Raw genomic sequence first — 26,264 nt, 5'->3', positions numbered from 1 at the left:
GAAGGAGTCCCATGCGTTCATTTCAATTCCGGGGCACGCGCGCAATGCTGTCGCTCGCTTGCCTGGCGCTGTGCGCCGCCGCGCCGGCGCGTGCCGACTGGCAGAAAGTACAGCAGTCGGGCAGCCTGAAAGTGGCTGTCTATAACGAGTTCGCGCCGTTTTCCGACAAGGGCGTGGGTATCGATATCGACATTGCCGAAGCGCTGGCGAAAAAGCTGGGTTTGAAACTGAGCTTGCTGCCATTTCCCGCCGGCGAAAACCTCAACGATGATTTGCGCAATATGGTGTGGAAGGGGCATTACCTCGGCTATGGCCCTGCCGACGTGATGCTGCACGTGCCGGTCGACAAGAAGTTGATGGCGGATAACGACAAGGTCGAGATCTTCGCGCCGTACTACGTGGAAACCGTGCGCCTGGCGCGCAGCGCGCAAGCCGTGCCGCAATTCGATGGTGTCGCCTCGCTGGCTGGCAAGCGCATCGGCGTGGAAAAGGTGTCGATCGCGGCCATGCTGATGCTCGGGGAAGACAATGGCAAGTACCGCGACGATGTGCGCATCTTCGATACCGCCGCCGAAGCCTTGCAGCAATTGCAAGCAGGCAAGCTCGACGCCGTGCTGGCCAACCGTTCGGAAATCGAGTCGGTGCTCAAAAGCGATCCCGCTTTCCCCTTGAGCGAAGTGGCGTTCGCCCGCTTGCCGCGTGCCGGCTGGGCCGTGGGCCTGGCCGTCAGCAAGCAACAGCTCGATGTAGCCAAGTTACTGCAGGCGGCCATGAACGAGATGGCGGCCAGCGGCGAATTGAAAGCCATCTTTGAGAAGTATGGCGTGAAGGAAGCGCGGCCGTAGCAGACTATGCTGAATGGTAAAAGCCCGCGCTTCGGAAGAGGCGCGGGCTTTTTCATGAGAACGCCTGAAAAATGTTCAGGGCAAGGCGCATTGCCGCAGGCAGTACGAATAGTACGACAAGGCAATGCAACGCCGCCATGGACTTTTTCTCAGGTGTTCTTAAAAGGAGTATTGGGCGCTCACACCCAACAACCAGTTACGGCCCGGCGCCGCCTCATAGTAGCGCTTGTTGCTGTCGCCGACGATGACGGAGCCCACGTAGGTTTTGTCGAAAAGATTGTTCAGGCGGGCAAACTCTTTGAAGCGCCAATTCCCTACGTTTTGTTTGGCGTTGAAGCGGGCATTGAACACCGTGTAGCCGGGCGCCGGTTTTTCGCTGTTGCTGTCTTCCGCGTAGACCTGGTTGCTGGCCACGCTTTCCACTGCCGCGCCGAAACGGTCCAGCGTATCTTTCCAGGCCAGTTCCGCGAACAGGTTGGCACTGGGCACGCCCGGCAAGCGGCTGCCTTCGCGCACGCTGCCAAACGCCTGGTCATACACGGCGTGCAGGCTGGTCAGGGCCACTTTTGTCGTGAAACCATATGGCAAGCTGGAGTCGAGCGATACTTCCATGCCCTGGCGCAAGGTCTTGCCTGCATTGCGGTAGCTGGTGCGCCCGCCGCTGGAACTGTCGACCACCAGTTCATCGTTGGTCTTGATCTGGAACACGGCCGCGTTCACGTGCGTGTTGTTGGCGATCCTGGCCTTGATACCCGCTTCCAGGTTGGTGCTGGTGGCCGGTTTCAGCTGGTAATTGAAGCCGCCGCCCGTGCCCGAGTAAAACAGTTCGTTCAGGGTGGGTGCTTCGAAACCGCGCGCGGCGCTGGCATACACGTTGACGTTGGGCGTCAGTTTATACAGCAGGCCCAGCACAGGCGTCGTGTGGCTGAATTCCAGGCTGCCGCTGTCGTCGCCATTGCCGAGGAAATGGTCGTTGACCGACACTTTCATCTTGCTGTAGCGCAAACCTGCGCTGAGCATCCATGGCCCGCTCTGCCATTCCGCCTGGATATACGGATCGAGGCTGGAGACGACATCCTGCTCGTCGCGGCGCAGCTTGCCCTTCACGCCAAACGTGTTGCCGATGTAATTTTCATAACCGGTGCGGTCATCGCTGGAGCGGCCATAGTCGATGCCGATGGTGGTGCTCAGCTTGCCGCCGGCCAACTGGCTGACGTGCAGCCAATTGGTGTCGATGCCATAGAACTGGCGCTGGAAGTCGACCACGCCGCCCGAATGGCTGGCGGGCGCCTGGAAACCCTTGGTGAATGCCTGGTACTGGATCACGTCGCGGTTGCCGCCGTAGGCCGTCACGTGCAGGCGGTCTTCGCCAAACGACTGCTCGTAGGTGGCGCCGATTTGCTGGTGGTCGATGCTCTTGCGCGTGTTGTAGCGTTCGGCCAGGGTGCGTTTCGGGTTTTGCGTATCGGTGGTGTCGATTTCGCCGGCGCGCGGATCGCGGGAAAACGTGGCCCAGGTGGCGCCCAGCGGATCTTGCGTGTTGCCTTGGTGCAGGCTGTTGGCGACGATGGTCAGCTTGCTGTCCGCATTCGGCTTGACCGTGATCTTGCCGAACGCCTGTTCGCGCGTGGCGGCACTGTGGTCGCGGAAGCCGTCCGTGCGGAAGCGCGAACCGTCGAGCACGTAGCCGATGCCGCCTGCCTGGCCCTGCGCCGACAGGTCCACCTTGCTGGTGCCGAAGCTGCCGCCCGTCACGTTCAGTTCGACGGAGGGGGATTTTGCCCATCCTTGGAAAACAACTGGATCACGCCGCCCGAATGGTTGCCGTAGATGGCGGAAAACGGCCCGCGCAGCACTTCGATGCGCTCGGCCGTATCGAGATTGAAGGTGGCGGCCTGGCCTTGCCCATCGGGCATGCTGGCGGGAATGCCATCGCTGATCAGCTTGACGCCGCGCACGCCGAAGGCCGAGCGGGCGCCGAAGCCGCGCGACGAGATCTGCAAGTCTTGCGCGTAGTTCTGGCGGTTTTGCACGACCAGGCCCGGCACGGCGGCCAACGCTTCCGAGGCATTGACGCGGATCTGGCCCTCCTGGATGCGGGCGCTGTCGACGACGTCGATCGAGGCCGGCACTTCCTGGCTGGGATGGGCGATGCGGCTGCCGCTGATGACCACCGTCTCCATGAGTTGCCCGGCGGCCAAGCCAGCAGGCTCGGCTGCAAAGACGTGGGGGGCGAGGGTGGCGCTGCCGGCGACAAACAGGCTGGCGATGGTGTTCAGGCGGAAACGATGCTGCATGCGGATTCTCCAATGTGAATAAAAGCCTGCTTGAGCGCGTGCGCGGCACAGGTCTGCCTAGTTGTATCAAGCAATATGCCTGCCATGTCTCCATTGGTGGGCGGAAATTATACGCGTGTCAGTGGCACGGCGTTTGCATGCAGCAATTATCAGATGCGCCGCTACCGCGCGCTTTTCCTGTGTTTTGCTATTGAAAAGGTGATTATGCCCAACTTCTTCCCGCGCTTGCGCCAGATGTGCTGGCTGCTGCCTGCGCTCTTCAGCACGGCCCTCCAGGCCGCTCCTTTTGCCTATGTCCCCAATGAAAAGTCGGGCACCGTGAGCGTGATCGACACGGCGACCGACCAGGTGGTGCGCCAGATCGCCGCAGGCAAGCGTCCGCGCGGCATCGCCGCCGATCCCACCGGACGGCAATTGTTTGTCACGGACGCGGCCAGCAGCGCCTTGCTGCTGATCGATAACGTGACCGGCGCGCCCGTGCGCACGGTGACGCTGGGCAAGTCGCCCGAAGGCGTCAGCGCTTCCCGGGACGGTCATTACGTGGCCGTGGCCGTCGAGGAAAACAATAGCGTGGCCTTGCTCGATGGCCAGACGGGCGCCTTGCTCGCCGATATCAAGGTGCAGGGACGCAACCCGGAACATGCCGTGTTCAGCCCCGATGGGCGCTGGCTGCTGGTCAGCGCGGAAGAGGCCGAGCAAGTCGATGTCATCGATGTGGCGCAACGCCGCCAGGTGGCGTCCGTCGCCGTGGGCCTGCGTCCGCGCGGCATCGGTTTCAGTCCCGACTCGGGCCGCGCCTACGTGGCGTGCGAACTGGTCAATGCCGTGTATGTGATCGACATGGCGGCGCGCCAGGCGATTGCCACCATTCCAGCCGGCAAGAATGCCAACGGCATCGTCGTCCATCCCGGCGGCAGGCAAGTGTATGTCTCGAACGGCACGGACGGCACGGTGATGGTGATCGATACGGCCAGCAAGCAGGTGACGGCCACCATTCCCGTTGGCAAGCGCCCGTGGAACATGGCCATCACGCCCGACGGGGCCAAGCTGTACGTGGCCAACGGCCGTTCGAACAGCATTTCCGTCATCGATACGGCCAGCGCGCGCAAGGTGGCCGATATCGCCGTCGGCGAATTGCCATGGGGCGTGGTGATTCGGTAGCGGTACAGGAACAGGTGTTCCAGTCTGGTACACCTGTTCCATTGTGCAGCGGCGATGGCGCGCTACGGCAGCAATTGAACCCGCCGATATCGCCACCAGGTCCTTGCAACAGAGGTAAAACCCGCTAAGTTGGGTAGGGGGATGGCGAGCTGGCACGGCATTTGCGGAAGACTGCGTGTACTCACCCCATCTGTACCAGGACGTTTGATTTTAATTAAGTAACTCCATTCTAATTAACCCGATAGAGGACGACATGAATCTCGCAGACATCAGCAAACTGGGCGTAGCCAATCCCTTCAAACAACGCTATGACAATTACATCGGCGGCAAATTCGTTGCACCAGTAAAAGGTGAATACTTTCCCAACATTACGCCGATCACCGGCTTGCCGTTTTGCGAAATCGCCCGTTCCACGACGGAAGACGTCGAGCTGGCGCTGGATGCCGCCCATGCCGCCAAGGAGGCCTGGGGCAAGACTTCGCCTGCCGAGCGCGCCAATATCCTGAACCGCATCGCCGACCGCATCGAACAGAACCTGAGCCTGATCGCCACGGCGGAAACCATCGACAACGGCAAGCCGATCCGTGAAACGATGAATGCCGACATTCCGCTGGCCATCGACCATTTCCGCTACTTCGCCGGCTGCATCCGCGCGCAGGAAGGTTCCGTCGCGCAAATCGACGCGGAAACCTATGCCTATCACTACCATGAGCCGCTGGGCGTCGTGGGCCAGATCATTCCGTGGAATTTCCCGATTCTGATGGCTGTGTGGAAACTAGCGCCAGCCCTGGCCGCCGGCAATTGCGTCGTCCTGAAACCGGCCGAGCAAACCCCCGCTTCCATCATGGTGTTGATCGAGCTGATCGGCGACCTGCTGCCGCCGGGCGTATTGAACATCATCAACGGTTTCGGCCTGGAAGCGGGCAAGCCGCTGGCGTCGAGCAAGCGCATCGCCAAGATTGCCTTTACGGGTGAAACGGGCACGGGCCGCCTGATCATGGGCTACGCGGCGCAAAACCTGATTCCCGTCACCCTGGAGCTGGGCGGCAAATCGCCGAATATCTTCTTTGAAGACGTGATGGATGCGGACGACGAGTATTTCGACAAGTGCCTGGAAGGCTTTGCGATGTTTGCGCTGAATCAAGGCGAAGTGTGCACCTGCCCATCGCGCGTGCTGATCCAGGAATCGATCTACGAGAAATTCATCGAACGGGCCTTGAAGCGCGTGGCCGCCATCAAGCAGGGCAATCCGCTCGACTCGTCCACCATGATCGGTGCGCAGGCGTCGCAGGAGCAGCTGGAAAAAATCCTGTCCTACCTCGACATCGGCCGCCAGGAAGGCGCCGAAGTGCTGGCCGGCGGCGAGCGCAACACGCAGGCGGGCGACCTGGAAGGCGGCTACTACGTGCGTCCGACCGTGTTCAAGGGCAACAACAAGATGCGCATCTTCCAGGAAGAAATTTTCGGACCGGTCGTCTCCGTGACGACCTTCAAGGACGAGGCCGACGCGCTGGCGATTGCCAACGACACCTTGTACGGCCTGGGCGCCGGCCTGTGGACGCGTGACGGTTCGCGCGCCTTCCGCATGGGCCGCGCCATCCAGGCGGGCCGCGTGTGGACCAATTGCTACCACCTGTATCCGGCCCACGCCGCGTTCGGCGGCTACAAGCAATCGGGCATCGGCCGCGAAAACCACAAGATGATGCTCGACCACTACCAGCAAACGAAGAACTTGCTGGTGAGCTATAGCCCGAAAGCGCTGGGCTTCTTCTAAACCGGCAACAGGCGCCGCGCCTGTTCAACCAGGCGCGGCGCGCAGAAAGGGATGCCATGAGTGCAGCAATTGCCAGGGTGGTCGCCACCGATGCGGCGCTGGAAATGATGGACAAGTTGCGCCAGCGTCACGGCCCGCTGATGTTTTTCCAGTCCGGCGGCTGCTGCGACGGCAGTGCGCCCATGTGCTATGCGCTGGGCGAATTCGATGTCAGCGATACCGACATCTATCTCGGCAATTTGAATGGCACACCGTTCTACATGGGACTCGAGCAATTCGAGTACTGGGAGCATACCCAGTTGATTATCGATGTGGTCGATGGCAATGGCGGCATGTTTTCACTCGACAACGGTACGGGCAAGCGCTTCTTGACGCGCTCACGCCTGTTCACCGATGAAGAGTGCGCCTTGTTGCATGCCCAGCCGCATGAACACCGCAAGACTTGATACACACACATACTAATAAAACAGAGGGAGATGATTGTGCAGAAAAACATCATGGGGATACTCATCGGTTTGGGTTTGGCATCGCTGGTCCAGGCGGCCGACGTGGGCAATGTCACCACCGCCATGCTCGACAGCACGGCGAAGAATCCGTCCAGCGTGCTGTCGTTCGGCATGGGCACGCAAGGGCAGCGCTATTCGCCATTGACGCAAATCAATGACAAGACCGTGGCCAGGCTGGTGCCGGCCTGGTCGTTCTCGTTCGGCGGCGAAAAACAGCGGGGCCAGGAATCGCAGCCCTTGATTCACAACGGCAAGATGTTCGTCACGGCATCGTATTCGCGTATCTTTGCCGTTGACCTGAAAACGGGCGCCAAACTGTGGAAATATGAGCATCGCTTGCCGGACGGCATCATGCCCTGCTGCGACGTGGTCAACCGCGGCGCCGCGCTGTACGGCAACCTGGTGATTTTCGGCACGCTCGACGCCTACCTGGTGGCGCTGGACCAGAACACGGGCAAGATCGTCTGGAAGGAAAAGGTCGACGACTATGCGGCCGGCTACTCGATGACGGCGGCGCCGCTGATCGCCGAAGGCTTGCTGCTGACGGGCGTGTCGGGCGGGGAATTCGGCATCGTCGGCCGGGTCGAGGCGCGCAACCCGATGACGGGCGACCTCGTGTGGAGCCGTCCCACGGTGGAAGGCCATATGGGCCACCGTTACGACAAGGATGGCAAGGCCATCGATAACGGTGTGTCCGGCACCGTGAACAAGACCTGGCCGGGCGACCTGTGGAAAACGGGCGGCGCCTCGACGTGGATGGGCGGCACTTACGATCCGCAGACCAAGCTCGCTTACTTTGGCACCGGCAACCCGGCGCCATGGAACAGCCACTTGCGTCCCGGCGACAATCTGTATTCGTCGTCCACCGTGGCGCTCGACGTGAAAACGGGGCAGATCAAGTGGGCGTATCAGAACACGCCGAATGACGCCTGGGATTTCGACGGCGCCAACGAGTTCGTCACCTTCGACATGGATGGCAAGCGCTACGGCGGCAAGGCCGACCGCAACGGTTTCTTCTACGTCATCGATGCGGCCAACGGCAAGCTGCAGAACGCCTTTCCGTTCGTCAAGAAAATCACCTGGGCCAGCAGCATCGACCTGAAGACGGGCCGGCCGAACTTCATTCCCGCCGGCCGCCCTGGCGACCCGACCAAGGGAGAAGAAGGCAAGAAGGGCACGACCGTGTTTGCCGCGCCCGCTTTCCTCGGGGCAAAAAACCAGATGCCGATGGCCTACTCGCCGCAAACCAAGCTGTTCTACGTGCCGGCGAATGAATGGGGCATGGATATCTGGAACGAGCCGATCAGCTACAAGAAGGGCGGCGCCTTCCTCGGTGCCGGTTTCACCATCAAGCCTCTGTTTGACGACTACATCGGCGCCATGCGCGCCGTCGATCCGAAGACGGGCAAGATCGTCTGGGAAATCAAGAACAACGCGCCGCTGTGGGGCGGGGTGATGAGTACGGCAGGCAACCTGGTGTTCTACGGCACGCCGGAAGGCTTCCTGAAAGCCGTCGACGCGAAGACGGGCAAGGAGCTGTGGAAATTCCAGACGGGCTCCGGCGTCGTGGCGCCACCCGTCACCTGGCAGGATGGCGACACGCAATACGTGGCCGTCGTTTCCGGCTGGGGCGGCGCCGTGCCGCTGTGGGGCGGCGAAGTGGCGAAGAAGGTCAACTTCCTGGAACAAGGCGGTTCCGTGTGGGTCTTCAAGCTGGCGTCGAAGTAACGGGGCGAAGCGCCCGGGCCACACGGATGGGTGTCTCCCTGTCCGCCGGGCGTTTTCTTTTGCTGACGGCCCAGGCCGTCAGTTTTTTGTTTACGCCGGCGCTCGATCAATGTGCCGGCGGTCAAAAAAGGAACAACGCCAGCGGCCATTGATCCGCCGCTGCACACCTTATATGCGCTTTTTCTCTTTTTCCCTGTGAACCGTGCTGGGCATGCTTATTGCCAAAGCTTGAGGTACATCAATCATTGGTGTGCACACTAAAAACAGAGAAGAAAGAGGAGAAGCAATGAACACATTGATCAAGCTGGGGAGCGTGGGTGTCATGACAATCGCAGCGCTAGGGCAGGCGCAAGCCGTCGATATCAAGGCTGGCGACTGGACCGTGTCGGTGGGCGGCATCGTCAACGCCTATTACACGCAAGTATCGTGTTCGGGCGATGCGGTGGGCGGGCTGGCGCTGGGCGGCCAGGCGCTCGGCTGCGGCGGAGAGAAGGACCGCACGACCATCGGCAACGGCTTGTTGCCGAACGGCTTGATCACCTCGGCAAGCTCGCGCCTGGGCGAGTACGACGTGAAGGCCTTGATCGGCATCTACAACTCGACGGCCACCGACAGCGCCATCAGCCAGAACAGCGTGGTCGACGTGCGCCAGGCCTTTTTTACGTTTGGCAATGAGCAGATGGGCACCTTCAAGCTGGGCCGCGACTACGGCATCTTCGGCGCGAATGCGATCCTGTCCGACATGACATTGTTGGGCTCGGGCGCGCCCGTACAGGCCACGCAGCGGGGCCGGGTGACCCTGGGCCATATCGGCGCCGGCTATACCTATCTGGGCAACTATGGCCAGATCATGTACAGCACGCCGAAGTCCAGCGGTTTTGGCGCCGACGTGGCGCTGGTCAGCCCTGTGTCCGATACGCCCATCGTGGCAGGCTCGACTTATTCTTCGAAGTCCAGTCCGCAAGTGCAGGCGCAGCTGACATATGCGCAGGAGGGCTTGAAAGCCTGGCTGGGTGTGAAATCGCAAAAATTCACCTCGAAAACACCCGGTGTCGATGACCTGACCATGCGCGGCGTGGAAATGGGCGCTTCGTACCAGATGGGCCCGGCTGGCGTGCTGTTCAACTTCCAGGGCGGCAAGGGACTCGGTATCTTGTCCGATGCGGACCAGGGCGATACCAAGTCGAAGAACTGGCTGCTGCAAGGCACGTATAAAACGACGGACAAGCTGAAGCTGGGCTTGTCCTACGGCATCAGCAAGAACGACGACAACACGGCCGGCACGGGTGGCTTGAAGTCGAACGCCAACCTGACCCTTGGCGCGTACTACTCGCTCAACAGCGCGATCACCCTGGTGGGCGAGCTGGGCCAGACGCGCTCGAAAGGCTTTATGGGCGGCGAAGCGAAGATGAATGGCGTGTCCTTGGGCGGCATCATTTTCTTCTAATTAATGAAAGCGGCGCCGGAAGCTGCGGCGCCGCACGGAGTGCAATGCATGCGGATAATGCGGTTGTTCATCGGATGCTGGCTATTCCTGTTTATCTTGGGACAGGCGTGGGCCGGCGTGCTCACCAAGGCCGAGCTGGCGCGGCGCTTCCCTGCGCCCCTCGTCGTCGGCGAGAAGGAAGCCGAGCTGCCCGTCTGGCCCCTGTTCAAGCAAAACGCCACGGCCACTGAGCTGGTCGGTTATGTGTTTGAGTCGGTGGACCTGGCGCCGATTCCCGGCTTTTCCGGCGTTCCCGTCAACCTGTTGATCGCCATCAATCCGCAGGGCAGTTTTCTGGACGTGGCCGTGCTGTCGCAGCACGAACCCGTGTTTCTCGATGGCCTAGGTGAAGCGCCATTGTTTCAGTTCGTCAAACAGTACCAGGGCTTGTCGCTCAAGCAAAATATCGCCATCGATGCCAGGAAGAAACGTGCAGCCGATGCCACGCACGCCGATATCGACGGCGTGTCGAAGGCGACGGCCTCCGTGCGCATCATCAACCAGAGCGTGCTGGCGTCCGCCTTGAAAGTGTCGCGCAAGAAGCTCGGATTCGCGCAAGGCCGCGACCCGGACCAGATCGCCCGCATCCGCATGGAGGTGTTCGAGAAACTCAGCGTGGCGCAGATGCTGGCGCAAGGCTTGATCCAGCATGTACGCCTGAGCAACAAGGACATCGAAACCCTGTTTGCAGGCAGCAATGGTGCTGGACTCGATGCCGAGGCGCAGCGCGAGCCGGACGGCGTGTTCATCGACCTGTACCTGGCCTATGTTTCCGTGCCCACGGTGGGACGCAACCTGTTGACGGAACGCAGCTGGAACAAGCTGCGCAACCGCCTCGACGAGGGCGACCACGCCATCCTCGTCATGTCGCGCGGGCGCTACAGCGTGCTGGGCGACGATTTCGTGCGCGGCACCGTGCCGGACAGGCTGTTGCTCAAGCAGGATGGTTTGCCCATCGACATGCGCGACCTGGACCTGGAATTGAGCTTGTCTGATGGGGGCGTTACCGACGGACAATATCGCCGTCTTCCGCGTCATCAGCCAGGCGGGGCTCGATGCGGCCAGCCCGCTGGCGTTCACCATGCCGATTACGCGCAGCAAGGGTATCGTGTATCCGGAACGTATCGCGCGCAACGTGGATTTCAGCTACCGCCTGCCGGCCGGGTTCTATACGGCGCCGCAAGGCGACGATGCCGGCTGGCGCGGTACGTGGAAGGGGCGCAAGGCTGAACTGTTGATCTTGATGGCCGGGCTGGCGCTGCTGGCCGGCGCCTTGGCCTGGCAGAAACGCCTGGTGCGTAATGGCCGGCAATTCGTGTGGTTCCGCCGTCTGTTTCTGTTGTTTACCATCGCCTTCATCGGTTATTACGCCCAGGGGCAGTTATCGATCGTCAACATCACGGGGGTGATCCAGGCACTGCTGGCTGGGCGCAGTCTGGGCTTTTTCCTGTTCGACCCGATGACGGTGATCGTATGGGCGTTCGTGTTGCTCACTTTTTTATCTGGGGGCGCGGCACGTTTTGCGGCTGGCTGTGCCCGTTTGGCGCCCTGCAGGAATTCACTGGCAAGCTGGGGCAGTGGCTGAGCTTGCCGCAGTGGAAGATCAAGCCGCGTCTGGACGATCGCTTGAAGTGGATCAAGTATGGCTTGCTGGCGGCCATACTCGGCAGCAACATGTTTTCCAGCCAGATCACGGACAAGCTGGTGGAGCTGGAACCGTTCAAGACGGCCATTACCCTGAACTTCGTGCGCGCCTGGCCCTTCGTCGCATATGCCGTGGGCTTGCTGTTGCTCAGCAGTGTTTCCTACAAATTCTTTTGCCGCTACCTGTGCCCGTTTGGTGCGGCGCTGGCGCTGCTGGGGCGCTTTCGCTTGTTCAACTGGATTCCGCGCCGCAAGGAATGCGGCACGCCGTGCCAGACTTGCCGCCACCGTTGCGAGCATCATGCCATTGCGCCGAGCGGCAAAGTCGATTATGGCGAATGTTTCCAGTGCATGGATTGTGTGGTGATCTATGCCAGCGATGAAAAATGCGCACCCTTGATGCTGGAAATCAAGCGTGCCCGCACCATTCCCATTGTCCGGGCCACGGCAAAGGAGAGCAGCAATGCAGCGTAGAACCTTTATTTCCGCAGCGATCGGCAGCGTGGCCGGCATGGCGGGCGTGATCTTGCCTGGCAGCATGGCGCGCGGCACGGCCACGGCGTCCGGCGTGCGCCTCTATCAAGGCGCCGCCCTGGCGTTTGGCACGACGATCGCCGTCACCGTGTTGCACCACGATCAGCGCCAGGCCGAACTGGCCATTGAGGACGCTTTGCATGCGGCCAGGAATATCGACCACCTGATGAGCATTTACAATCCTGCCAGCCAAGTCTTTCAGTTGAACCGTGACGGCCGCCTGGCCCGGCCGAATGCCCATCTGCTGACGGTGCTGGCGCAGGCGCAAGCCTTGTCGCAATGGAGCGACGGGGCGTTTGATATCACCGTGCAACCTTTATGGCAGCTGTTTCGCGCGGCGGCAGACCAGGCAAGTTTACCGGCGGAAGCATTGCTCCACGCGGCGCGGGCGCGGGTAGGCTGGCGGCAACTGGCGTGGGATCGCCGGGAAGTGCGTTTTCTTCAGCCCGGCATGGCGCTGACCTTGAATGGCCTGGCGCAAGGTTACGCGGCCGACATGGCGCTGGCGGCCGTGCAGGCACGCGGCGTGCGGCACGCGCTGCTCGACACGGGCGAGTTCGTCGCGCGCGGGCAGCGTGCCGTGCGGCGCCCGTGGACTTTGGGCATCCAGGACCCGCGCGACGCGGAAATTCTGGCGGCCACCTTGAAAGTGGAGGGGCGCAGCGTGGCCACGTCGGGCGATTACGAATGCACGTTCACGCCCGATTTCGTGCATCACCACATCTTCGATCCTGCGAAAGGCGATTCGCCTGGCGAATTGGCCAGCGTGACCGTGCTGGCGCCTACGGGCTTGCTGGCCGATGGCTTGTCGACAACCTTCATGGTGACGGGGGCCGCGCGTGCGCATGCCATGGCCGCGCGGATGGACGGGGTCGACCTGATGACCATCGACAAGCAGGGCGGGCGCAAGATGTCGCCTGGCTTTCCCCGTCTACTCTAGGCTATTTCAGGTGCGGCACCTTGCGATAGATCGTGTTGCGCGACACGCCCAGGGCCCGCGCCGTAGCCGAGACGTTGCCACCGTGGGCGTCCAGCGACTTGAGGATCACGCTTTGCTCCATCTCTTCCAGGTTGGCGCCGGCTGCGATCATGCGGTCCGTGCTGGCGCTGGCGGCAGTCGCTTGCGTCATCTCAATATCGTCGAGGAAATCATCGGGCATGTGGCGCAAACAGATTTCATGCTCGTCGCCCGCCATGACGATGGCCGTGCGCAACAGATTGGTCAGTTGGCGGAAGTTGCCTGGCCATTTATGTTGGTGGAACAGGCGCAGGATGTCGGGCGCCACCGTGTAACGCGTGTCAGGTGCTTCCGTCGCGAGGATTTTCTTCACGACCGTGTCGAGGTCCGTGCGCTCGCGCAGGGGCGGCAGTTTGACCACCAGGCCATTGAGGCGGTAATACAAGTCTTCGCGGAACAGTCCCTTGGCCATGCGTTCGCGCAAGTTGTGATTCGTGGCGCAAATGAGTTCCACATTGACCGTGATCGATTTGCTGCTGCCCAGCGGCGTGACCATGCGTTCCTGCAACACACGCAACAGACGTGCCTGCAAGCCGAACGGCATGTCGCCGATTTCGTCGAGGAACAGGGTGCCGCCATTGGCTTGCAGTATCTTGCCGATGGCCCCTTTCTTGCGTGCGCCCGTGAATGCCCCGTCTTCATAGCCGAACAGTTCGGATTCGATCAGGGTTTCCGGGATGGATGCGCAGTTGACGGCAATAAACGGTCCCATGGCCCGTGGCGAGTCGTTATGGATGGCTTGCGCCAGCAATTCCTTGCCAGTCCCTGTTTCGCCCATGACGAGGATGGGAATATCGCGCCCCAATACTTTGTTGACCTTTTCGATCACCAGTTCCAGCTGCGGATCGCCCGTGCGCAGGTAGCGCAAGCCGGACAGGCGCCGCGCCGCATTGGCCGCATGGCTGGCCGGCGCGGGCACCTGGGCCGGCACGGCGTTGATGTCGCTGTGATCGGTGCTGGTAGTAAAGCCGTGCTGGAAGACGCTATTGGACAGGCGCAACTGCGCGCGCCCGTACACGCGCACGCCGCTGTGCATGCAGAGGTTCAGCAAACCGGGTGAGGCCGTACGGTAATGGTCGTACAGGGCGGAAACGGGCAAGCCGAACAGGGAGCTGAACGTGTGCGATTGCAGCGCAGCAAATGACAGGCCCAACTGGAACAAGCCATTCTTGTTGGCCGATAAAAACCGCCCACCCGGTGTGAACGAGGCGATGCCTTCCATTAAGGTGCCGATGAATTCGGGGCGCGCGTGGAAGTGCACGGTGATGGCGTCTTCAAAGGTGGCGGAAAAGAGCTGATTTTCGATCATCAGTGCCGACATGCGCACGAGGGCCATCGTATGCTTGTGAAAACTGCGCTGGTCGCTGGACACGTCCAGTACGCCGATGACATTGCCCCGATGGTCGGTGATCGGTGCCGCGGAGCATGTCAGGAAATGATTGGCGGCCAGGTAGTGCTGGTCCGCATGGACCAACGTCGGTACTTTTTCCGTGATGGCCGTGCCGATGGCATTCGTGCCCCGGCTTTGTTCCGACCATGCCACGCCCGGCTGCAAGGCGACGCGGTTGGCTTTCTCCAGGAAATCATCGTCGCCCAGCGAATGCACGATCACGCCATTGGCATCCGTCAGTATCACCATATTGTGGGTGTTGACGATTTGCTGGTACAGCGTTTCCATGGCCGGCAGCGCATGCGTGTGCAGCATGCGGTTTTGCTCGATCAGCAAGGACAGATCGGATTTGCCGGCTGGCGTAAAGTCGGGCGTGGCCGTGGGCGACAGGCCAAATGCGACGGAACGCTGATGGGACGTTTCGATGATGACGGGGACATTGTCCTGTCCTGCCGGCAAAGAGTTCGCGTCCGCGATGGACGAAAACGGTGCGCTACGGTAAGTAGCTGAGGGTTGATACATGATCTCGTTGCCTCCGTTGGGCCCTGTACTGCGGCGCTCTTTTGAATATCGAGAGTGTTCCATAATGTAGCACCTGTCACAGATAGGAGCAAAGCAAAGCGAGCCGGGCTGTCCCCAGTGTTGCTGCCAGGCTCAGAGTTGCTACCATCAGGGGCAGTGCATGGGGCTGTATAAGCAAGTGCGGTGCCAGGGCCGTTTCACGGCGCGGGAAAATAGCGCTTGCAGGCCGCACGGGCCAGGGCTATAATTCGCCCCCTCGCTGAACGACGCATGCAAATGCCGAGTAAAGCAGGGTGAAAAAAGAAGGTTGACGAATTAGCTGAAACGCTTCATACTCTTCCTTCTTCGCAGCTGACAAACACAACGCTTTGTCGATAGCGCGAAAGTAGCACCGAATACCGTTCTTTAACAATTAACAGTCGATAAGTGTGGGCATTTGATGTAAGTGCAGCGCCAATCTTCGGATTGGCGTCTAACTTAAAATATCAAATGTTCACGAATAAATAAATGAAATAGGACGCTTCGCAAGAAGTGGCCTGTCAGTTGTTTTTGAAGTGAGCGACCCGTCAGCAATGACGGTGCCTGTAAAAGGGCAAAGTAACAGAGATTAAACTGAAGAGTTTGATCCTGGCTCAGATTGAACGCTGGCGGCATGCCTTACACATGCAAGTCGAACGGCAGCACGGAGCTTGCTCTGGTGGCGAGTGGCGAACGGGTGAGTAATATATCGGAACGTACCCTGGAGTGGGGGATAACGTAGCGAAAGTTACGCTAATACCGCATACGATCTACGGATGAAAGTGGGGGATCGCAAGACCTCATGCTCGTGGAGCGGCCGATATCTGATTAGCTAGTTGGTAGGGTAAAAGCCTACCAAGGCATCGATCAGTAGCTGGTCTGAGAGGACGACCAGCCACACTGGAACTGAGACACGGTCCAGACTCCTACGGGAGGCAGCAGTGGGGAATTTTGGACAATGGGCGAAAGCCTGATCCAGCAATGCCGCGTGAGTGAAGAAGGCCTTCGGGTTGTAAAGCTCTTTTGTCAGGGAAGAAACGGTGAGAGCTAATATCTCTTGCTAATGACGGTACCTGAAGAATAAGCACCGGCTAACTACGTGCCAGCAGCCGCGGTAATACGTAGGGTGCAAGCGTTAATCGGAATTACTGGGCGTAAAGCGTGCGCAGGCGGTTTTGTAAGTCTGATGTGAAATCCCCGGGCTCAACCTGGGAATTGCATTGGAGACTGCAAGGCTAGAATCTGGCAGAGGGGGTAGAATTCCACGTGTAGCAGTGAAATGCGTAGATATGTGGAGGAACACCGATGGCGAAGGCAGCCCCTGGGTCAAGATTGACGCTCATGCACGAAAGCGTGGGGAGCAAACAGGATTAGATACCCTGGTAGTCCACGCCCTAAACGATGTCTACTAGTTGTCGGGTCTTAATTGACTTGGTAACGCAGCTAACGCGTGAAGTAGACCGCCTGGGGAGTACGGTCGCAAGATTAAAACTCAAAGGAATTGACGGGGACCCGCACAAGCGGTGGATGATGTGGATTAATTCGATGCAACGCGAAAAACCTTACCTACCCTTGACATGGCTGGAATCCTCGAGAGATTGAGGAGTGCTCGAAAGAGAACCAGTACACAGGTGCTGCATGGCTGTCGTCAGCTCGTGTCGTGAGATGTTGGGTTAAGTCCCGCAACGAGCGCAACCCTTGTCATTAGTTGCTACGAAAGGGCACTCTAATGAGACTGCCGGTGACAAACCGGAGGAAGGTGGGGATGACGTCAAGTCCTCATGGCCCTTATGGGTAGGGCTTCACACGTCATACAATGGTACATACAGAGCGCCGCCAACCCGCGAGGGGGAGCTAATCGCAGAAAGTGTATCGTAGTCCGGATTGTAGTCTGCAACTCGACTGCATGAAGTTGGAATCGCTAGTAATCGCGGATCAGCATGTCGCGGTGAATACGTTCCCGGGTCTTGTACACACCGCCCGTCACACCATGGGAGCGGGTTTTACCAGAAGTAGGTAGCTTAACCGTAAGGAGGGCGCTTACCACGGTAGGATTCGTGACTGGGGTGAAGTCGTAACAAGGTAGCCGTATCGGAAGGTGCGGCTGGATCACCTCCTTTCTAGAGTTTGCACGAATCAGTAATGATTCACGCATCAAATGTTCACACTTATCGGCTGTTTAATTAAGAAGAAACAGTAGTCGTCGTAGTTCCGCGTTGGGGCTGTAGCTCAGCTGGTTAGAGCACCGTGTTGATAACGCGGGGGTCGTTGGTTCGAGTCCAACCAGCCCTACCAGTAAGACCCGAGTCGTAAAAATATCCTGGGGGATTAGCTCAGCTGGGAGAGCACCTGCTTTGCAAGCAGGGGGTCGTCGGTTCGATCCCGTCATCCTCCACCACGTTTTACCAAAAGTACAAATGTAAGCCAGTCAAATAGGCTCAGGTTTAGATTTGATCTTTTAGCGATCAAAGCTGTTTCGTTCTTTAACAATCTGGAAGAAGTAAAGATTATTTATTGATCGGTTTGCCGTAACAAGCAGATCGATGGGTAATGATTGTATGTATCAACAAACAAGCAACAACGTTGTACTTTCTTATCCCTGTAGCGCTCTTTTCGTTCGAAAGAATGAAGAGGCTAACGTTATAGGGACAAGCGAATAAGTGCACATGGTGGATGCCTTGGCGATTACAGGCGATGAAGGACGTAGTAGCTTGCGATAAGCTGCGGGGAGTGAGCAAACACACTTTGATCCGCAGATTTCCGAATGGGGCAACCCACCCTTTTAGGGTATTGCATACTGAATACATAGGTATGCAAGGCGAACGCGGCGAACTGAAACATCTAAGTAGCTGCAGGAAAAGAAATCAACCGAGATTCCCAAAGTAGCGGCGAGCGAAATGGGAGGAGCCTGTACGTGATAGTCGGACCGATAACAGAATCCCCTGGAAATGGGAGCCATAGCGGGTGATAGCCCCGTATGTGAAATCGGACCGGTGGTACTAAGCGTACGACAAGTAGGGCGGGACACGTGACATCCTGTCTGAATATGGGGGGACCATCCTCCAAGGCTAAATACTCGTAATCGACCGATAGTGAACCAGTACCGTGAGGGAAAGGCGAAAAGAACCCCGGAAGGGGAGTGAAATAGATCCTGAAACCGTGTGCATACAAACAGTAGGAGCGGACTTGTTCCGTGACTGCGTACCTTTTGTATAATGGGTCAGCGACTTACATTCAGTGGCAAGGTTAACCAGATAGGGAAGCCGTAGAGAAATCGAGTCCGAATAGGGCGATCAGTCGCTGGGTGTAGACCCGAAACCAAGTGATCTACTCATGGCCAGGATGAAGGTGCGGTAACACGCCCTGGAGGTCCGAACCCACTAATGTTGAAAAATTAGGGGATGAGCTGTGGGTAGGGGTGAAAGGCTAAACAAACTTGGAAATAGCTGGTTCTCTCCGAAAACTATTTAGGTAGTGCCTCAAGTATCACCATCGGGGGTAGAGCACTGTTATGGCTAGGGGGTCATTGCGACTTACCAAACCATTGCAAACTCCGAATACCGATGAGTGCGAGCTTGGGAGACAGACGTCGGGTGCTAACGTCCGGCGTCAAGAGGGAAACAACCCAGACCGCCAGCTAAGGTCCCAAAGATTGGCTAAGTGGAAAACGAAGTGGGAAGGCTAAAACAGTCAGGATGTTGGCTTAGAAGCAGCCATCATTTAAAGAAAGCGTAATAGCTCACTGATCGAGTCGTCCTGCGCGGAAGATGTAACGGGGCTAAGCCAGTCACCGAAGCTGCGGATATCCTTTATTGGATATGGTAGGAGAGCGTTCTGTAAGCCTGCGAAGGTGTCTTGTAAAGGATGCTGGAGGTATCAGAAGTGCGAATGCTGACATGAGTAGCGATAATGGGGGTGAAAAGCCTCCACGCCGTAAGCCCAAGGTTTCCTGTTCAACGTTCATCGGAGCAGGGTGAGTCGGCCCCTAAGGCGAGGCAGAGATGCGTAGCTGATGGGAAGCAGGTTAATATTCCTGCACCGTCGTATGATGCGATGGGGGGACGGATCGCGGAAGGTTGTCTGACTGTTGGAATAGTCAGTTTCTGTCTCATAGAAGGCGCTTAGGCAAATCCGGGCGCGGAATTCAAGGGGATGGGACGAGTGAACTTGTTCACGAAGCAATCGGAAGTGGTTCCAAGAAAAGCCTCTAAGCTTCAGTCATACGAGACCGTACCGCAAACCGACACAGGTGGGCGAGATGAGTATTCTAAGGCGCTTGAGAGAACTCGGGAGAAGGAACTCGGCAAATTGGTACCGTAACTTCGGGAAAAGGTACGCCCCGGTAGCTTGAATGGTTTACTCCATGAGGGTGAAAGGGTTGCAATAAACTGGTGGCTGCGACTGTTTAATAAAAACACAGCACTCTGCAAACACGAAAGTGGACGTATAGGGTGTGACGCCTGCCCGGTGCTGGAAGATTAAATGATGGGGTGCAAGCTCTTGATTGAAGTCCCAGTAAACGGCGGCCGTAACTATAACGGTCCTAAGGTAGCGAAATTCCTTGTCGGGTAAGTTCCGACCTGCACGAATGGCGTAACGATGGCCACACTGTCTCCTCCCGAGACTCAGCGAAGTTGAAATGTTTGTGATGATGCAATCTACCCGCGGCTAGACGGAAAGACCCCATGAACCTTTACTGTAGCTTTGCATTGGACTTTGAACCAATCTGTGTAGGATAGGTGGGAGGCTTTGAAGCGGGGACGCTAGTTCTCGTGGAGCCAACCTTGAAATACCACCCTGGTTTGTTTGAGGTTCTAACCTTGGTCCGTTATCCGGATCGGGGACAGTGCATGGTAGGCAGTTTGACTGGGGCGGTCTCCTCCTAAAGTGTAACGGAGGAGTTCGAAGGTACGCTAGATACGGTCGGACATCGTGTTGATAGTGCAATGGCATAAGCGTGCTTAACTGCGAGACTGACAAGTCGAGCAGGTACGAAAGTAGGACATAGTGATCCGGTGGTTCTGTATGGAAGGGCCATCGCTCAACGGATAAAAGGTACTCTGGGGATAACAGGCTGATTCCTCCCAAGAGTTCATATCGACGGGGGAGTTTGGCACCTCGATGTCGGCTCATCACATCCTGGGGCTGTAGCCGGTCCCAAGGGTATGGCTGTTCGCCATTTAAAGTGGTACGTGAGCTGGGTTTAAAACGTCGTGAGACAGTTTGGTCCCTATCTGCCGTGGGCGTTGGAAATTTGAAGGGGGCTGCTCCTAGTACGAGAGGACCGGAGTGGACGAACCTCTGGTGTACCGGTTGTCACGCCAGTGGCATTGCCGGGTAGCTAAGTTCGGAAGAGATAACCGCTGAAAGCATCTAAGCGGGAAACTTGCCTTGAGATGAGATTTCCCAGAGCCTTGAGCTCTTTGAAGGGTCGTTCGAGACCAGGACGTTGATAGGCTGGGTGTGGAAGTGCAGTAATGCATTAAGCTAACCAGTACTAATTGCCCGTACGGCTTGTCCCTATAACCTTAGCAGGTACAGAGGATAAGAAAGTACATGTTGCGAAGTTGTTGATCGCAATCATTACCCAAAATTCTAAATAATCCGCTTCTTCCAGATTCATGGCTTTGTCGCTCCACTGAGGACAAATGCCGGTACAAGTTATGCCTGATGACCATAGCAAGTTGGTCCCACCCCTTCCCATCCCGAACAGGACCGTGAAACAACTTTGCGCCGATGATAGTGCTGCAACCAGTGTGAAAGTAGGTTATCGTCAGGCTTGTTATTCGCAGTAAGAGAAAAACCCGTCAAGCAATTGGCGGGTTTTTTTCGTCTGGTGGTTTTGTGCCGGTGCTTGTCGGCTTACGCTGCGCTAAGCCGACCTACGCTGACCTACGCCGACGGACATCGGCCAGCATCAACCATACCGGGTAGGTCGGATTAGCGCGCAGCGCGTAATCCGACAACATTGTTGGTATGGTGGGAGATCAGCTACCGCGATAGGTCGAGTATGACCACGGCGACACCACCAGCGGCACGTGGTAGTTCTCATCCGTATGTGCAATGCCGAAGGACAGCGTCACCAGATCGATGAAGCGGGGCGAGGGCAATTCCACGCCTTGGGCGGCGAAATAATCGCCGGCATTGAATACCAGCTCATACTGGCCCGCTTTCATGCTGTCTCCTTCCAGCAAGGGGGAACTGCAGCGGCCGTCGCTATTGGTTATATCCATCTTCAATAACACTTTACCTTCCGGCGCGACCGAAAACAGGGCCACCTTGACGCCGGCTCCCGGCCTGCCGTGGGCGATATCGAGTACATGCGTGCTGAGTTTTCCCATTTGCTATCCTGTATATAGGGTGAGTGAATGTGCTTATCGTGCAAATCATATACCTGCGTCAGCACCTGGCTATATGATTGGGCGTATAACCAACATTGTCTCCTATAGGCGAGCCACCGCATGAGCACTTATGAAAATTATCCGCGCGACTTGATCGGCTATGGCCGCACGCCACCGCATCCTCAATGGCCGGGCAAGGCCCGCATCGCCCTGCAATTCGTTCTCAATTACGAGGAAGGGGCGGAAAACAGCGTGCTGCATGGCGATGCCGCCTCGGAAACGTTTTTGTCGGAAATGATCGGTGCGGCCGCTTTTCCTGCGCGCCACCTGAGCATGGAGTCGATTTATGAATACGGTTCGCGTGCCGGACTCTGGCGTTTGCTGCGCATGTTCGAGGAGCGGCGCCTGCCATTGACGGTGTTTGGCGTATCGATGGCGTTGAAACGCAATCCGGAGGCGGTGGCCGCCTTCCAGGAACTGGGGCATGAAATCGCCTGCCACGGCTTGCGCTGGATTTCCTACCAAAACATGGACGAAGCGACGGAGCGCGAACACATGCGTGTAGCCGTGCAGATCATCCGCGAATTGACGGGTTCCTCCCCGCAAGGCTGGTACACGGGGCGCGACTCTCCGAATACGCGCAAACTGGTGGTCGAGCATGGCGGCTTCCGCTACGACGCCGATTATTACGGCGATGACCTGCCATTCTGGGAAAAGGTGGCGTACACGGACGCGGCCGGCATGCCGGCCATGCAGCCGCAGCTGATCGTGCCCTACACCCTGGATACGAACGACATGCGCTTTGCCGCCATGCAGGGCTTTAATTCGGGCACGCAGTTTTTCGATTACCTGAAGGATGCCTTCGACGTGCTGTACGCGGAAGGCGATCCGAACGGCTTGAACCAGCCGAAGATGCTGTCCATCGGCCTGCATTGCCGCCTGGTGGGGCGGCCGGGACGGGCCGCGGCGCTGGCGCGCTTCCTCGACTATATACAGCGCCATGAGCAGGTCTGGATCACGCGCCGCATCGATATCGCCGAACACTGGCATGCGACGCATCCCTGCACTATCTGATGCATATTGATATTGGATGATAAGTAAAATCAGTCTTTGCATATAGTTGTCCCATATGCCGGTGTTAATCTCCTATACTGGGACTATACCGAGGCCAGCATGTCAGAACCGATCCGCTTTTACTACCGTGGTGCCGTACAGGAAGTACGCAACGCCGCCCCTACGCAGACTGTGTTGCAGCACCTGCGCGAGGATTTGCATTGCACGGGCACCAAGGAGGGCTGCGCCGAGGGCGATTGCGGCGCCTGCACCGTCGTCATCGGCAGCCTGGTGGATGGCCAGGTCGAGATGAAAGCCGTCAACGCCTGCATTCAGCTGACGCCCACGCTCGATGGCAAGGCCCTGTTTTCCGTGGAAGACTTGCAGCAGCCTGATGGCGCCTTGCATCCGGTGCAGCAGGCGATGGTCGAGTGCCACGGTTCCCAGTGCGGTTTTTGCACGCCCGGCTTCGTCATGTCCTTGTGGGGCATGTATCTGGAGAAAAGTGGCGCCACGCCCACGCGCTGCGAAATCGACGATACGCTGTCGGGCAATCTGTGCCGCTGCACCGGTTACCGGCCCATCATCGACGCCGCCAGGCGCATGGGGGAGTTGCCGCACGTCACGTTTGACCGCGATGCCTTGGCGCAGCAATTGCAGGCGCTGCAGCGCGTCAGCGTGAGTACCTATGAACATGGCGGCCAGCACTTCCACGCGCCGCGTACCATCGATGAACTGGTGGCGTTGCGCGCGGGAAAACCGCGGGCCTGCCTGCTGGCCGGTTCCACGGACGTGGGCTTGTGGGTCACCAAGCAACTGCGCGACCTGGGCGACATCATTTATCTGGGCAATGTGGCCGCGCTGAAAACCATCGGCATCGTTGACGGCAAGCTGCAGATTGGCGCCGGCGCCAGCCTGAACGATGCGTATGCGGCGCTGTGCCGGTATTATCCGGACGAATTGTCGGAACTGTGGCAGCGTTTTGCTTCCTTGCCGATCCGCAACGCGGGTACTTTGGGCGGCAATGTGGCGAATGGTTCCCCCATCGGCGACTCGATGCCGTGGCTGATTGCGCTGGGCAGCGATATCGTGCTGCGCGGCCCGGCCGGGCAGCGGATCATGCCGCTTGAAAAGTTCTATTTGGGCTATCAGAAGAAAGACTTGCAGCCCGGTGAATTCGTCGAAGCCGTGCGGGTGCCCTTACCCCGTGCCGATGTGTATTTCCGCACGTATAAACTGGCCAAGCGCTTCGACCAGGATATCTCGGCCGTGTGCGCCGCGTTCGCCTTCCAGCTCGACGGCGAGCGCATCGTGGATGCGCGTATCGCCTTTGGCGGCATGGCGGCCACGCCGCAGCGTGCCGCGCAGACGGAAGCATTCTTGCGCGGACAGGAATGGAGTGAGGAAAATCTGACTATCGCCATGCGCCTGCTGGCTGACGATTACGCTCCCATGTCGGACATGCGTGCGTCGAACACCTATCGCATGACGACGGCGCAGAACCTGTTGCGCCGCTTCTGGCTGGAAACCCGTCCCGGTGCGCCTTTGCCCCCGACGTCCCTCAACGCCTACGCTTGCCGCGCCTGAAAGGACCAGCATGAATTATCCTGCCACGCCCGAACTGCAAGCGGCCGCCTGGGCCGCCGTGGGCAAGCCCAGCCCCCATGAATCGGCGCAACTGCATGTGCTGGGGCAAGCCACGTACACGGACGATATTGCCGAACTGCAGGGCACCTTGCACGCGGCGCTGGGCCTGTCGCAAAAGCCGCACGCGCGCATCACGGCCATGGATATCTCCGCCGTGCGCAGTGCGCAGGGGGTCGTCGCCGTCTATACGGCGCAGGACATTCCCGGCACCAATGATTGCGGCCCCATCATCCACGATGATCCCATCCTGGCTTTTGATCTGGTGCAATACGTGGGCCAGCCCATCTTTATTGTGGTGGCCGATACGCACGACCATGCGCGCCGCGCCGCCCGCCTGGCGCAAGTGTCGTATGACGAGTTGCCCGCGATCATGACGCCGCAGGCGGCCAAGGCGGCGCAATCGTATGTGCTGCCGCCCATGCAGCTGACACGCGGCAACTACCAGGCCGCATTCGAGGGCGCGCCGCATGTGGTCAAGGGCCAGCTGTATGTGGGCGGTCAGGAACAGTTTTATCTGGAAGGACAGATTTCCTACGCCATCCCGAAAGAAGCGCAGGGCATGCTGGTGCTGTGTTCTACCCAGCATCCGAGCGAGATGCAGCACGTGGTGGCGCATGCGCTGGGCGTGCATTCGCACAACATCACGGTCGAATGCCGGCGCATGGGGGAGGTTTCGGCGGCAAGGAATCGCAGTCGGCCCTGTGGGCGGCGGCCGCGTCGATCGCGGCGGCCAAACTGAAGCGTCCCGTGAAACTGCGCGCCGACCGCGACGACGACATGCTGGTGACGGGCAAGCGCCACTGTTTTTACTATGAATACGAAGTGGGCTACGACGACGATGGCAAGATCCTGGCCGCCAAGGTCGACATGACCACGCGCGCCGGCTATTCGGCGGACTTGTCCGGCCCCGTCGCCACGCGCGCCGTCTGCCACTTCGATAACACCTATTATTTGTCCGACGTGGACATCCGCGCCGCCTGCGGCAAGACGAATACGCAGTCGAATACGGCTTTCCGGGGCTTCGGCGGGCCGCAGGGCGCCATCGCCATCGAGTACGTCATCGATGAAATCGCCCGCCATTTGCAACGCGATGCGCTCGATATCCGCCTGCTCAACTTCTATGGCCGCAACGATGCGGAAGGGCGCAACGTCACGCCGTACGGGCAAAAAATCGTCGACAACGTGATCCATGAACTCGTCGCGGAACTGGAAGAGAGCAGCGATTACCGGGCGCGCCGCCGCGCTATCGACGCCTTTAATGAGGCCAGTCCTGTCCTGAAAAAGGGGCTGGCATTCACGCCCTTGAAATTCGGCATCGCCTTCAACGTCACGCATCTGAACCAGGCCGGCGCCCTCGTCCACGTGTACGTGGATGGCTCCGTGCTGGTCAACCATGGCGGCACGGAAATGGGGCAGGGCATCAATACCAAGGTCATGCAGGTAGTGGCGCACGAGCTGGGACTGGACCTCGAATGCGTACGCGCCACGGCTACCGACACCAGCAAGGTGGCGAATACGTCGGCCACGGCGGCATCCACTGGCGCCGACTTGAACGGCAAGGCGGCGCAGGACGCGGCACGCCAGATCCGTGAACGCCTGGCCGATTACGCGGTCAGACTGTACGGCGGCGAATCCGCTGGCGTGCGCTTCTTCGACAAGCACATCCACGTCAATGGTCACGTCGTGCCGTTTGCCGAGCTGGTGCAGAAGGCGTACCTGGCCCGCGTACAACTGTGGTCGGACGGTTTCTATGCCACGCCCGGGCTGTCGTGGGATGCGAAGACGATGACGGGCCATCCGTTTTCCTACTACGCGTATGGCGCGGCCGTGGCCGAAGTGGTGGTCGATACCTTGACGGGCGAATGGAAACTGCTGCGCGCCGATGCCTTGTACGACGCGGGCCAGTCATTGAATCCCGCGATTGATCTGGGTCAAGTGGAAGGCGCGTTTATCCAGGGCATGGGCTGGCTGACGACGGAGCAGCTGTGGTGGAATGGGGCAGGCAAGTTGATGACGCATGCGCCGTCGACGTACAAGATTCCCGGCATTTCCGATTGTCCCGAAGATTTCCGTGTGAAACTGTTCAAGAACCGCAATGTGGAAGACAGCATCCACCGCTCGAAAGCCGTGGGCGAGCCGCCGCTGCTGTTGCCGTTTTCCGTGTTCTTTGCCATCCGCGACGCCATTTCCAGCGTGGGCCATCACGCCGTGCAGCCACCGCTGAATGCACCGGCCACCAGCGAGGAAATCCTCAAGGCGGTCATGGCCGTCCAAGCGGCGCATGTCGGCGCCTAGGAGCA

The 26,264-nt window shown here is 58.9% G+C and carries 16 protein-coding genes, 2 tRNA genes, 3 rRNA genes and 1 pseudogene; 18 read left to right on the top strand and 4 right to left on the bottom strand.

Annotated elements, in window-relative coordinates; all coding sequences use genetic code 11:
* The first annotated feature begins 11 nt into the window (after window positions 1–11).
* Window positions 12–845, top strand: a complete 834-nt coding sequence (locus tag ACRHIG_RS29420; protein WP_489628799.1) for a substrate-binding periplasmic protein — start codon at window positions 12–14, stop codon at window positions 843–845.
* Window positions 846–1,004: 159 nt separating this feature from the next.
* On the opposite strand, the gene ACRHIG_RS29415 is transcribed toward ACRHIG_RS29420, so the two are convergent.
* Together ACRHIG_RS29415 and ACRHIG_RS29410 are read right to left on the bottom strand one after the other, a co-directional pair.
* Window positions 1,005–2,600 carry a TonB-dependent receptor family protein gene (locus ACRHIG_RS29415; RefSeq protein ID WP_489628798.1) on the bottom strand — a complete coding sequence of 532 codons (1,596 nt, stop codon included), beginning with the start codon at window positions 2,598–2,600 and terminating at the stop codon, window positions 1,005–1,007.
* A 2-nt stretch (window positions 2,601–2,602) separates the two neighbouring features.
* Complete coding sequence (locus tag ACRHIG_RS29410) at window positions 2,603–3,142, bottom strand: TonB-dependent receptor plug domain-containing protein (RefSeq protein WP_489628797.1); 540 nt, start codon at window positions 3,140–3,142, stop codon at window positions 2,603–2,605.
* A 204-nt stretch (window positions 3,143–3,346) separates the two neighbouring features.
* On the opposite strand from ACRHIG_RS29410, the gene ACRHIG_RS29405 reads away from it, so the two are divergent.
* The 9 genes from ACRHIG_RS29405 (at window position 3,347) to ACRHIG_RS29365 (ending at window position 12,915) form a co-directional block, all read left to right on the top strand.
* Window positions 3,347–4,303: a beta-propeller fold lactonase family protein gene (locus tag ACRHIG_RS29405; protein WP_489628796.1), complete on the top strand. Its 957-nt coding sequence runs from the start codon at window positions 3,347–3,349 to the stop codon at window positions 4,301–4,303.
* Between the two features lie 253 nt (window positions 4,304–4,556).
* Window positions 4,557–6,077 (top strand): aldehyde dehydrogenase, encoded by a 1,521-nt coding sequence (gene adh / locus ACRHIG_RS29400; RefSeq protein ID WP_077399968.1) that lies wholly within the window; start codon window positions 4,557–4,559, stop codon window positions 6,075–6,077.
* A 56-nt stretch (window positions 6,078–6,133) separates the two neighbouring features.
* Window positions 6,134–6,523 (top strand): DUF779 domain-containing protein, encoded by a 390-nt coding sequence (locus ACRHIG_RS29395; RefSeq protein WP_034756816.1) that lies wholly within the window; start codon window positions 6,134–6,136, stop codon window positions 6,521–6,523.
* A gap of 51 nt (window positions 6,524–6,574) precedes the next feature.
* Window positions 6,575–8,311, top strand: a complete 1,737-nt coding sequence (locus ACRHIG_RS29390; RefSeq protein WP_489630892.1) for a PQQ-dependent methanol/ethanol family dehydrogenase — start codon at window positions 6,575–6,577, stop codon at window positions 8,309–8,311.
* A gap of 286 nt (window positions 8,312–8,597) precedes the next feature.
* Window positions 8,598–9,758 (top strand): porin, encoded by a 1,161-nt coding sequence (locus ACRHIG_RS29385; RefSeq protein ID WP_489628795.1) that lies wholly within the window; start codon window positions 8,598–8,600, stop codon window positions 9,756–9,758.
* Window positions 9,759–9,854: 96 nt separating this feature from the next.
* On the top strand, window positions 9,855–11,027 hold the full coding sequence (locus tag ACRHIG_RS29380) for an FMN-binding protein (protein WP_489628794.1): 1,173 nt from the start codon (window positions 9,855–9,857) through the stop codon (window positions 11,025–11,027).
* A gap of 4 nt (window positions 11,028–11,031) precedes the next feature.
* Entirely contained in the window at window positions 11,032–11,382 is a 351-nt protein-coding gene (locus tag ACRHIG_RS29375) for a hypothetical protein (RefSeq protein WP_489628793.1), read from the top strand.
* A complete protein-coding gene (locus tag ACRHIG_RS29370) occupies window positions 11,271–11,915 on the top strand; it encodes a 4Fe-4S binding protein (protein ID WP_489628792.1) in 645 nt (214 codons plus the stop codon). The genes ACRHIG_RS29375 and ACRHIG_RS29370 overlap by 112 nt, the downstream gene beginning before the upstream one ends.
* A complete protein-coding gene (locus tag ACRHIG_RS29365; RefSeq protein WP_489628791.1) occupies window positions 11,905–12,915 on the top strand; it encodes an FAD:protein FMN transferase in 1,011 nt (336 codons plus the stop codon). The genes ACRHIG_RS29370 and ACRHIG_RS29365 overlap by 11 nt, the downstream gene beginning before the upstream one ends.
* A 1-nt stretch (window position 12,916) precedes the next feature.
* Here the strand turns inward: ACRHIG_RS29365 and ACRHIG_RS29360 are convergent, their stop codons facing one another.
* Window positions 12,917–14,905, bottom strand: a complete 1,989-nt coding sequence (locus ACRHIG_RS29360) for a sigma-54-dependent Fis family transcriptional regulator (RefSeq protein ID WP_489628790.1) — start codon at window positions 14,903–14,905, stop codon at window positions 12,917–12,919.
* A gap of 609 nt (window positions 14,906–15,514) precedes the next feature.
* Between ACRHIG_RS29360 and ACRHIG_RS29355 the strand changes: the two genes are divergently transcribed.
* The 5 genes from ACRHIG_RS29355 to rrf all read left to right on the top strand — a co-directional run bounded on the left by ACRHIG_RS29355 (window position 15,515) and on the right by rrf (window position 20,702).
* Window positions 15,515–17,043: ribosomal RNA gene (locus tag ACRHIG_RS29355) — 16S ribosomal RNA — on the top strand.
* Window positions 17,044–17,141: 98 nt separating this feature from the next.
* Window positions 17,142–17,218, top strand: a tRNA-Ile gene (locus ACRHIG_RS29350).
* 27 nt (window positions 17,219–17,245) lie between these two features.
* Window positions 17,246–17,321 (top strand) — tRNA-Ala (locus ACRHIG_RS29345).
* Between the two features lie 248 nt (window positions 17,322–17,569).
* A 23S ribosomal RNA gene (locus ACRHIG_RS29340) occupies window positions 17,570–20,445 on the top strand.
* 144 nt (window positions 20,446–20,589) lie between these two features.
* Window positions 20,590–20,702: ribosomal RNA gene (gene rrf / locus ACRHIG_RS29335) — 5S ribosomal RNA — on the top strand.
* Together the 16S, 23S and 5S rRNA genes with 2 tRNA genes alongside form the textbook arrangement of a ribosomal RNA operon.
* A gap of 208 nt (window positions 20,703–20,910) precedes the next feature.
* Here rrf and uraH read toward each other — a convergent pair.
* Window positions 20,911–21,264 (bottom strand): hydroxyisourate hydrolase, encoded by a 354-nt coding sequence (gene uraH / locus ACRHIG_RS29330; protein WP_086145089.1) that lies wholly within the window; start codon window positions 21,262–21,264, stop codon window positions 20,911–20,913.
* Between the two features lie 120 nt (window positions 21,265–21,384).
* On the opposite strand from uraH, the gene puuE reads away from it, so the two are divergent.
* The 3 genes and pseudogenes from puuE (at window position 21,385) to xdhB (ending at window position 26,259) form a co-directional block, all read left to right on the top strand.
* Window positions 21,385–22,338 (top strand): allantoinase PuuE, encoded by a 954-nt coding sequence (gene puuE / locus ACRHIG_RS29325; protein WP_489628789.1) that lies wholly within the window; start codon window positions 21,385–21,387, stop codon window positions 22,336–22,338.
* A 99-nt stretch (window positions 22,339–22,437) separates the two neighbouring features.
* On the top strand, window positions 22,438–23,904 hold the full coding sequence (gene xdhA, locus ACRHIG_RS29320; RefSeq protein ID WP_489628788.1) for a xanthine dehydrogenase small subunit: 1,467 nt from the start codon (window positions 22,438–22,440) through the stop codon (window positions 23,902–23,904).
* Between the two features lie 10 nt (window positions 23,905–23,914).
* Window positions 23,915–26,259: pseudogene (xdhB, locus tag ACRHIG_RS29315) on the top strand (xanthine dehydrogenase molybdopterin binding subunit).
* The last annotated feature ends 5 nt before the right edge of the window (window positions 26,260–26,264 follow it).

The organism is Janthinobacterium sp. C22, assembly GCF_057919405.1.
Note: the sequence above shows the minus strand (reverse complement) of the source record. Positions and strands in the feature narration are given on the sequence as shown.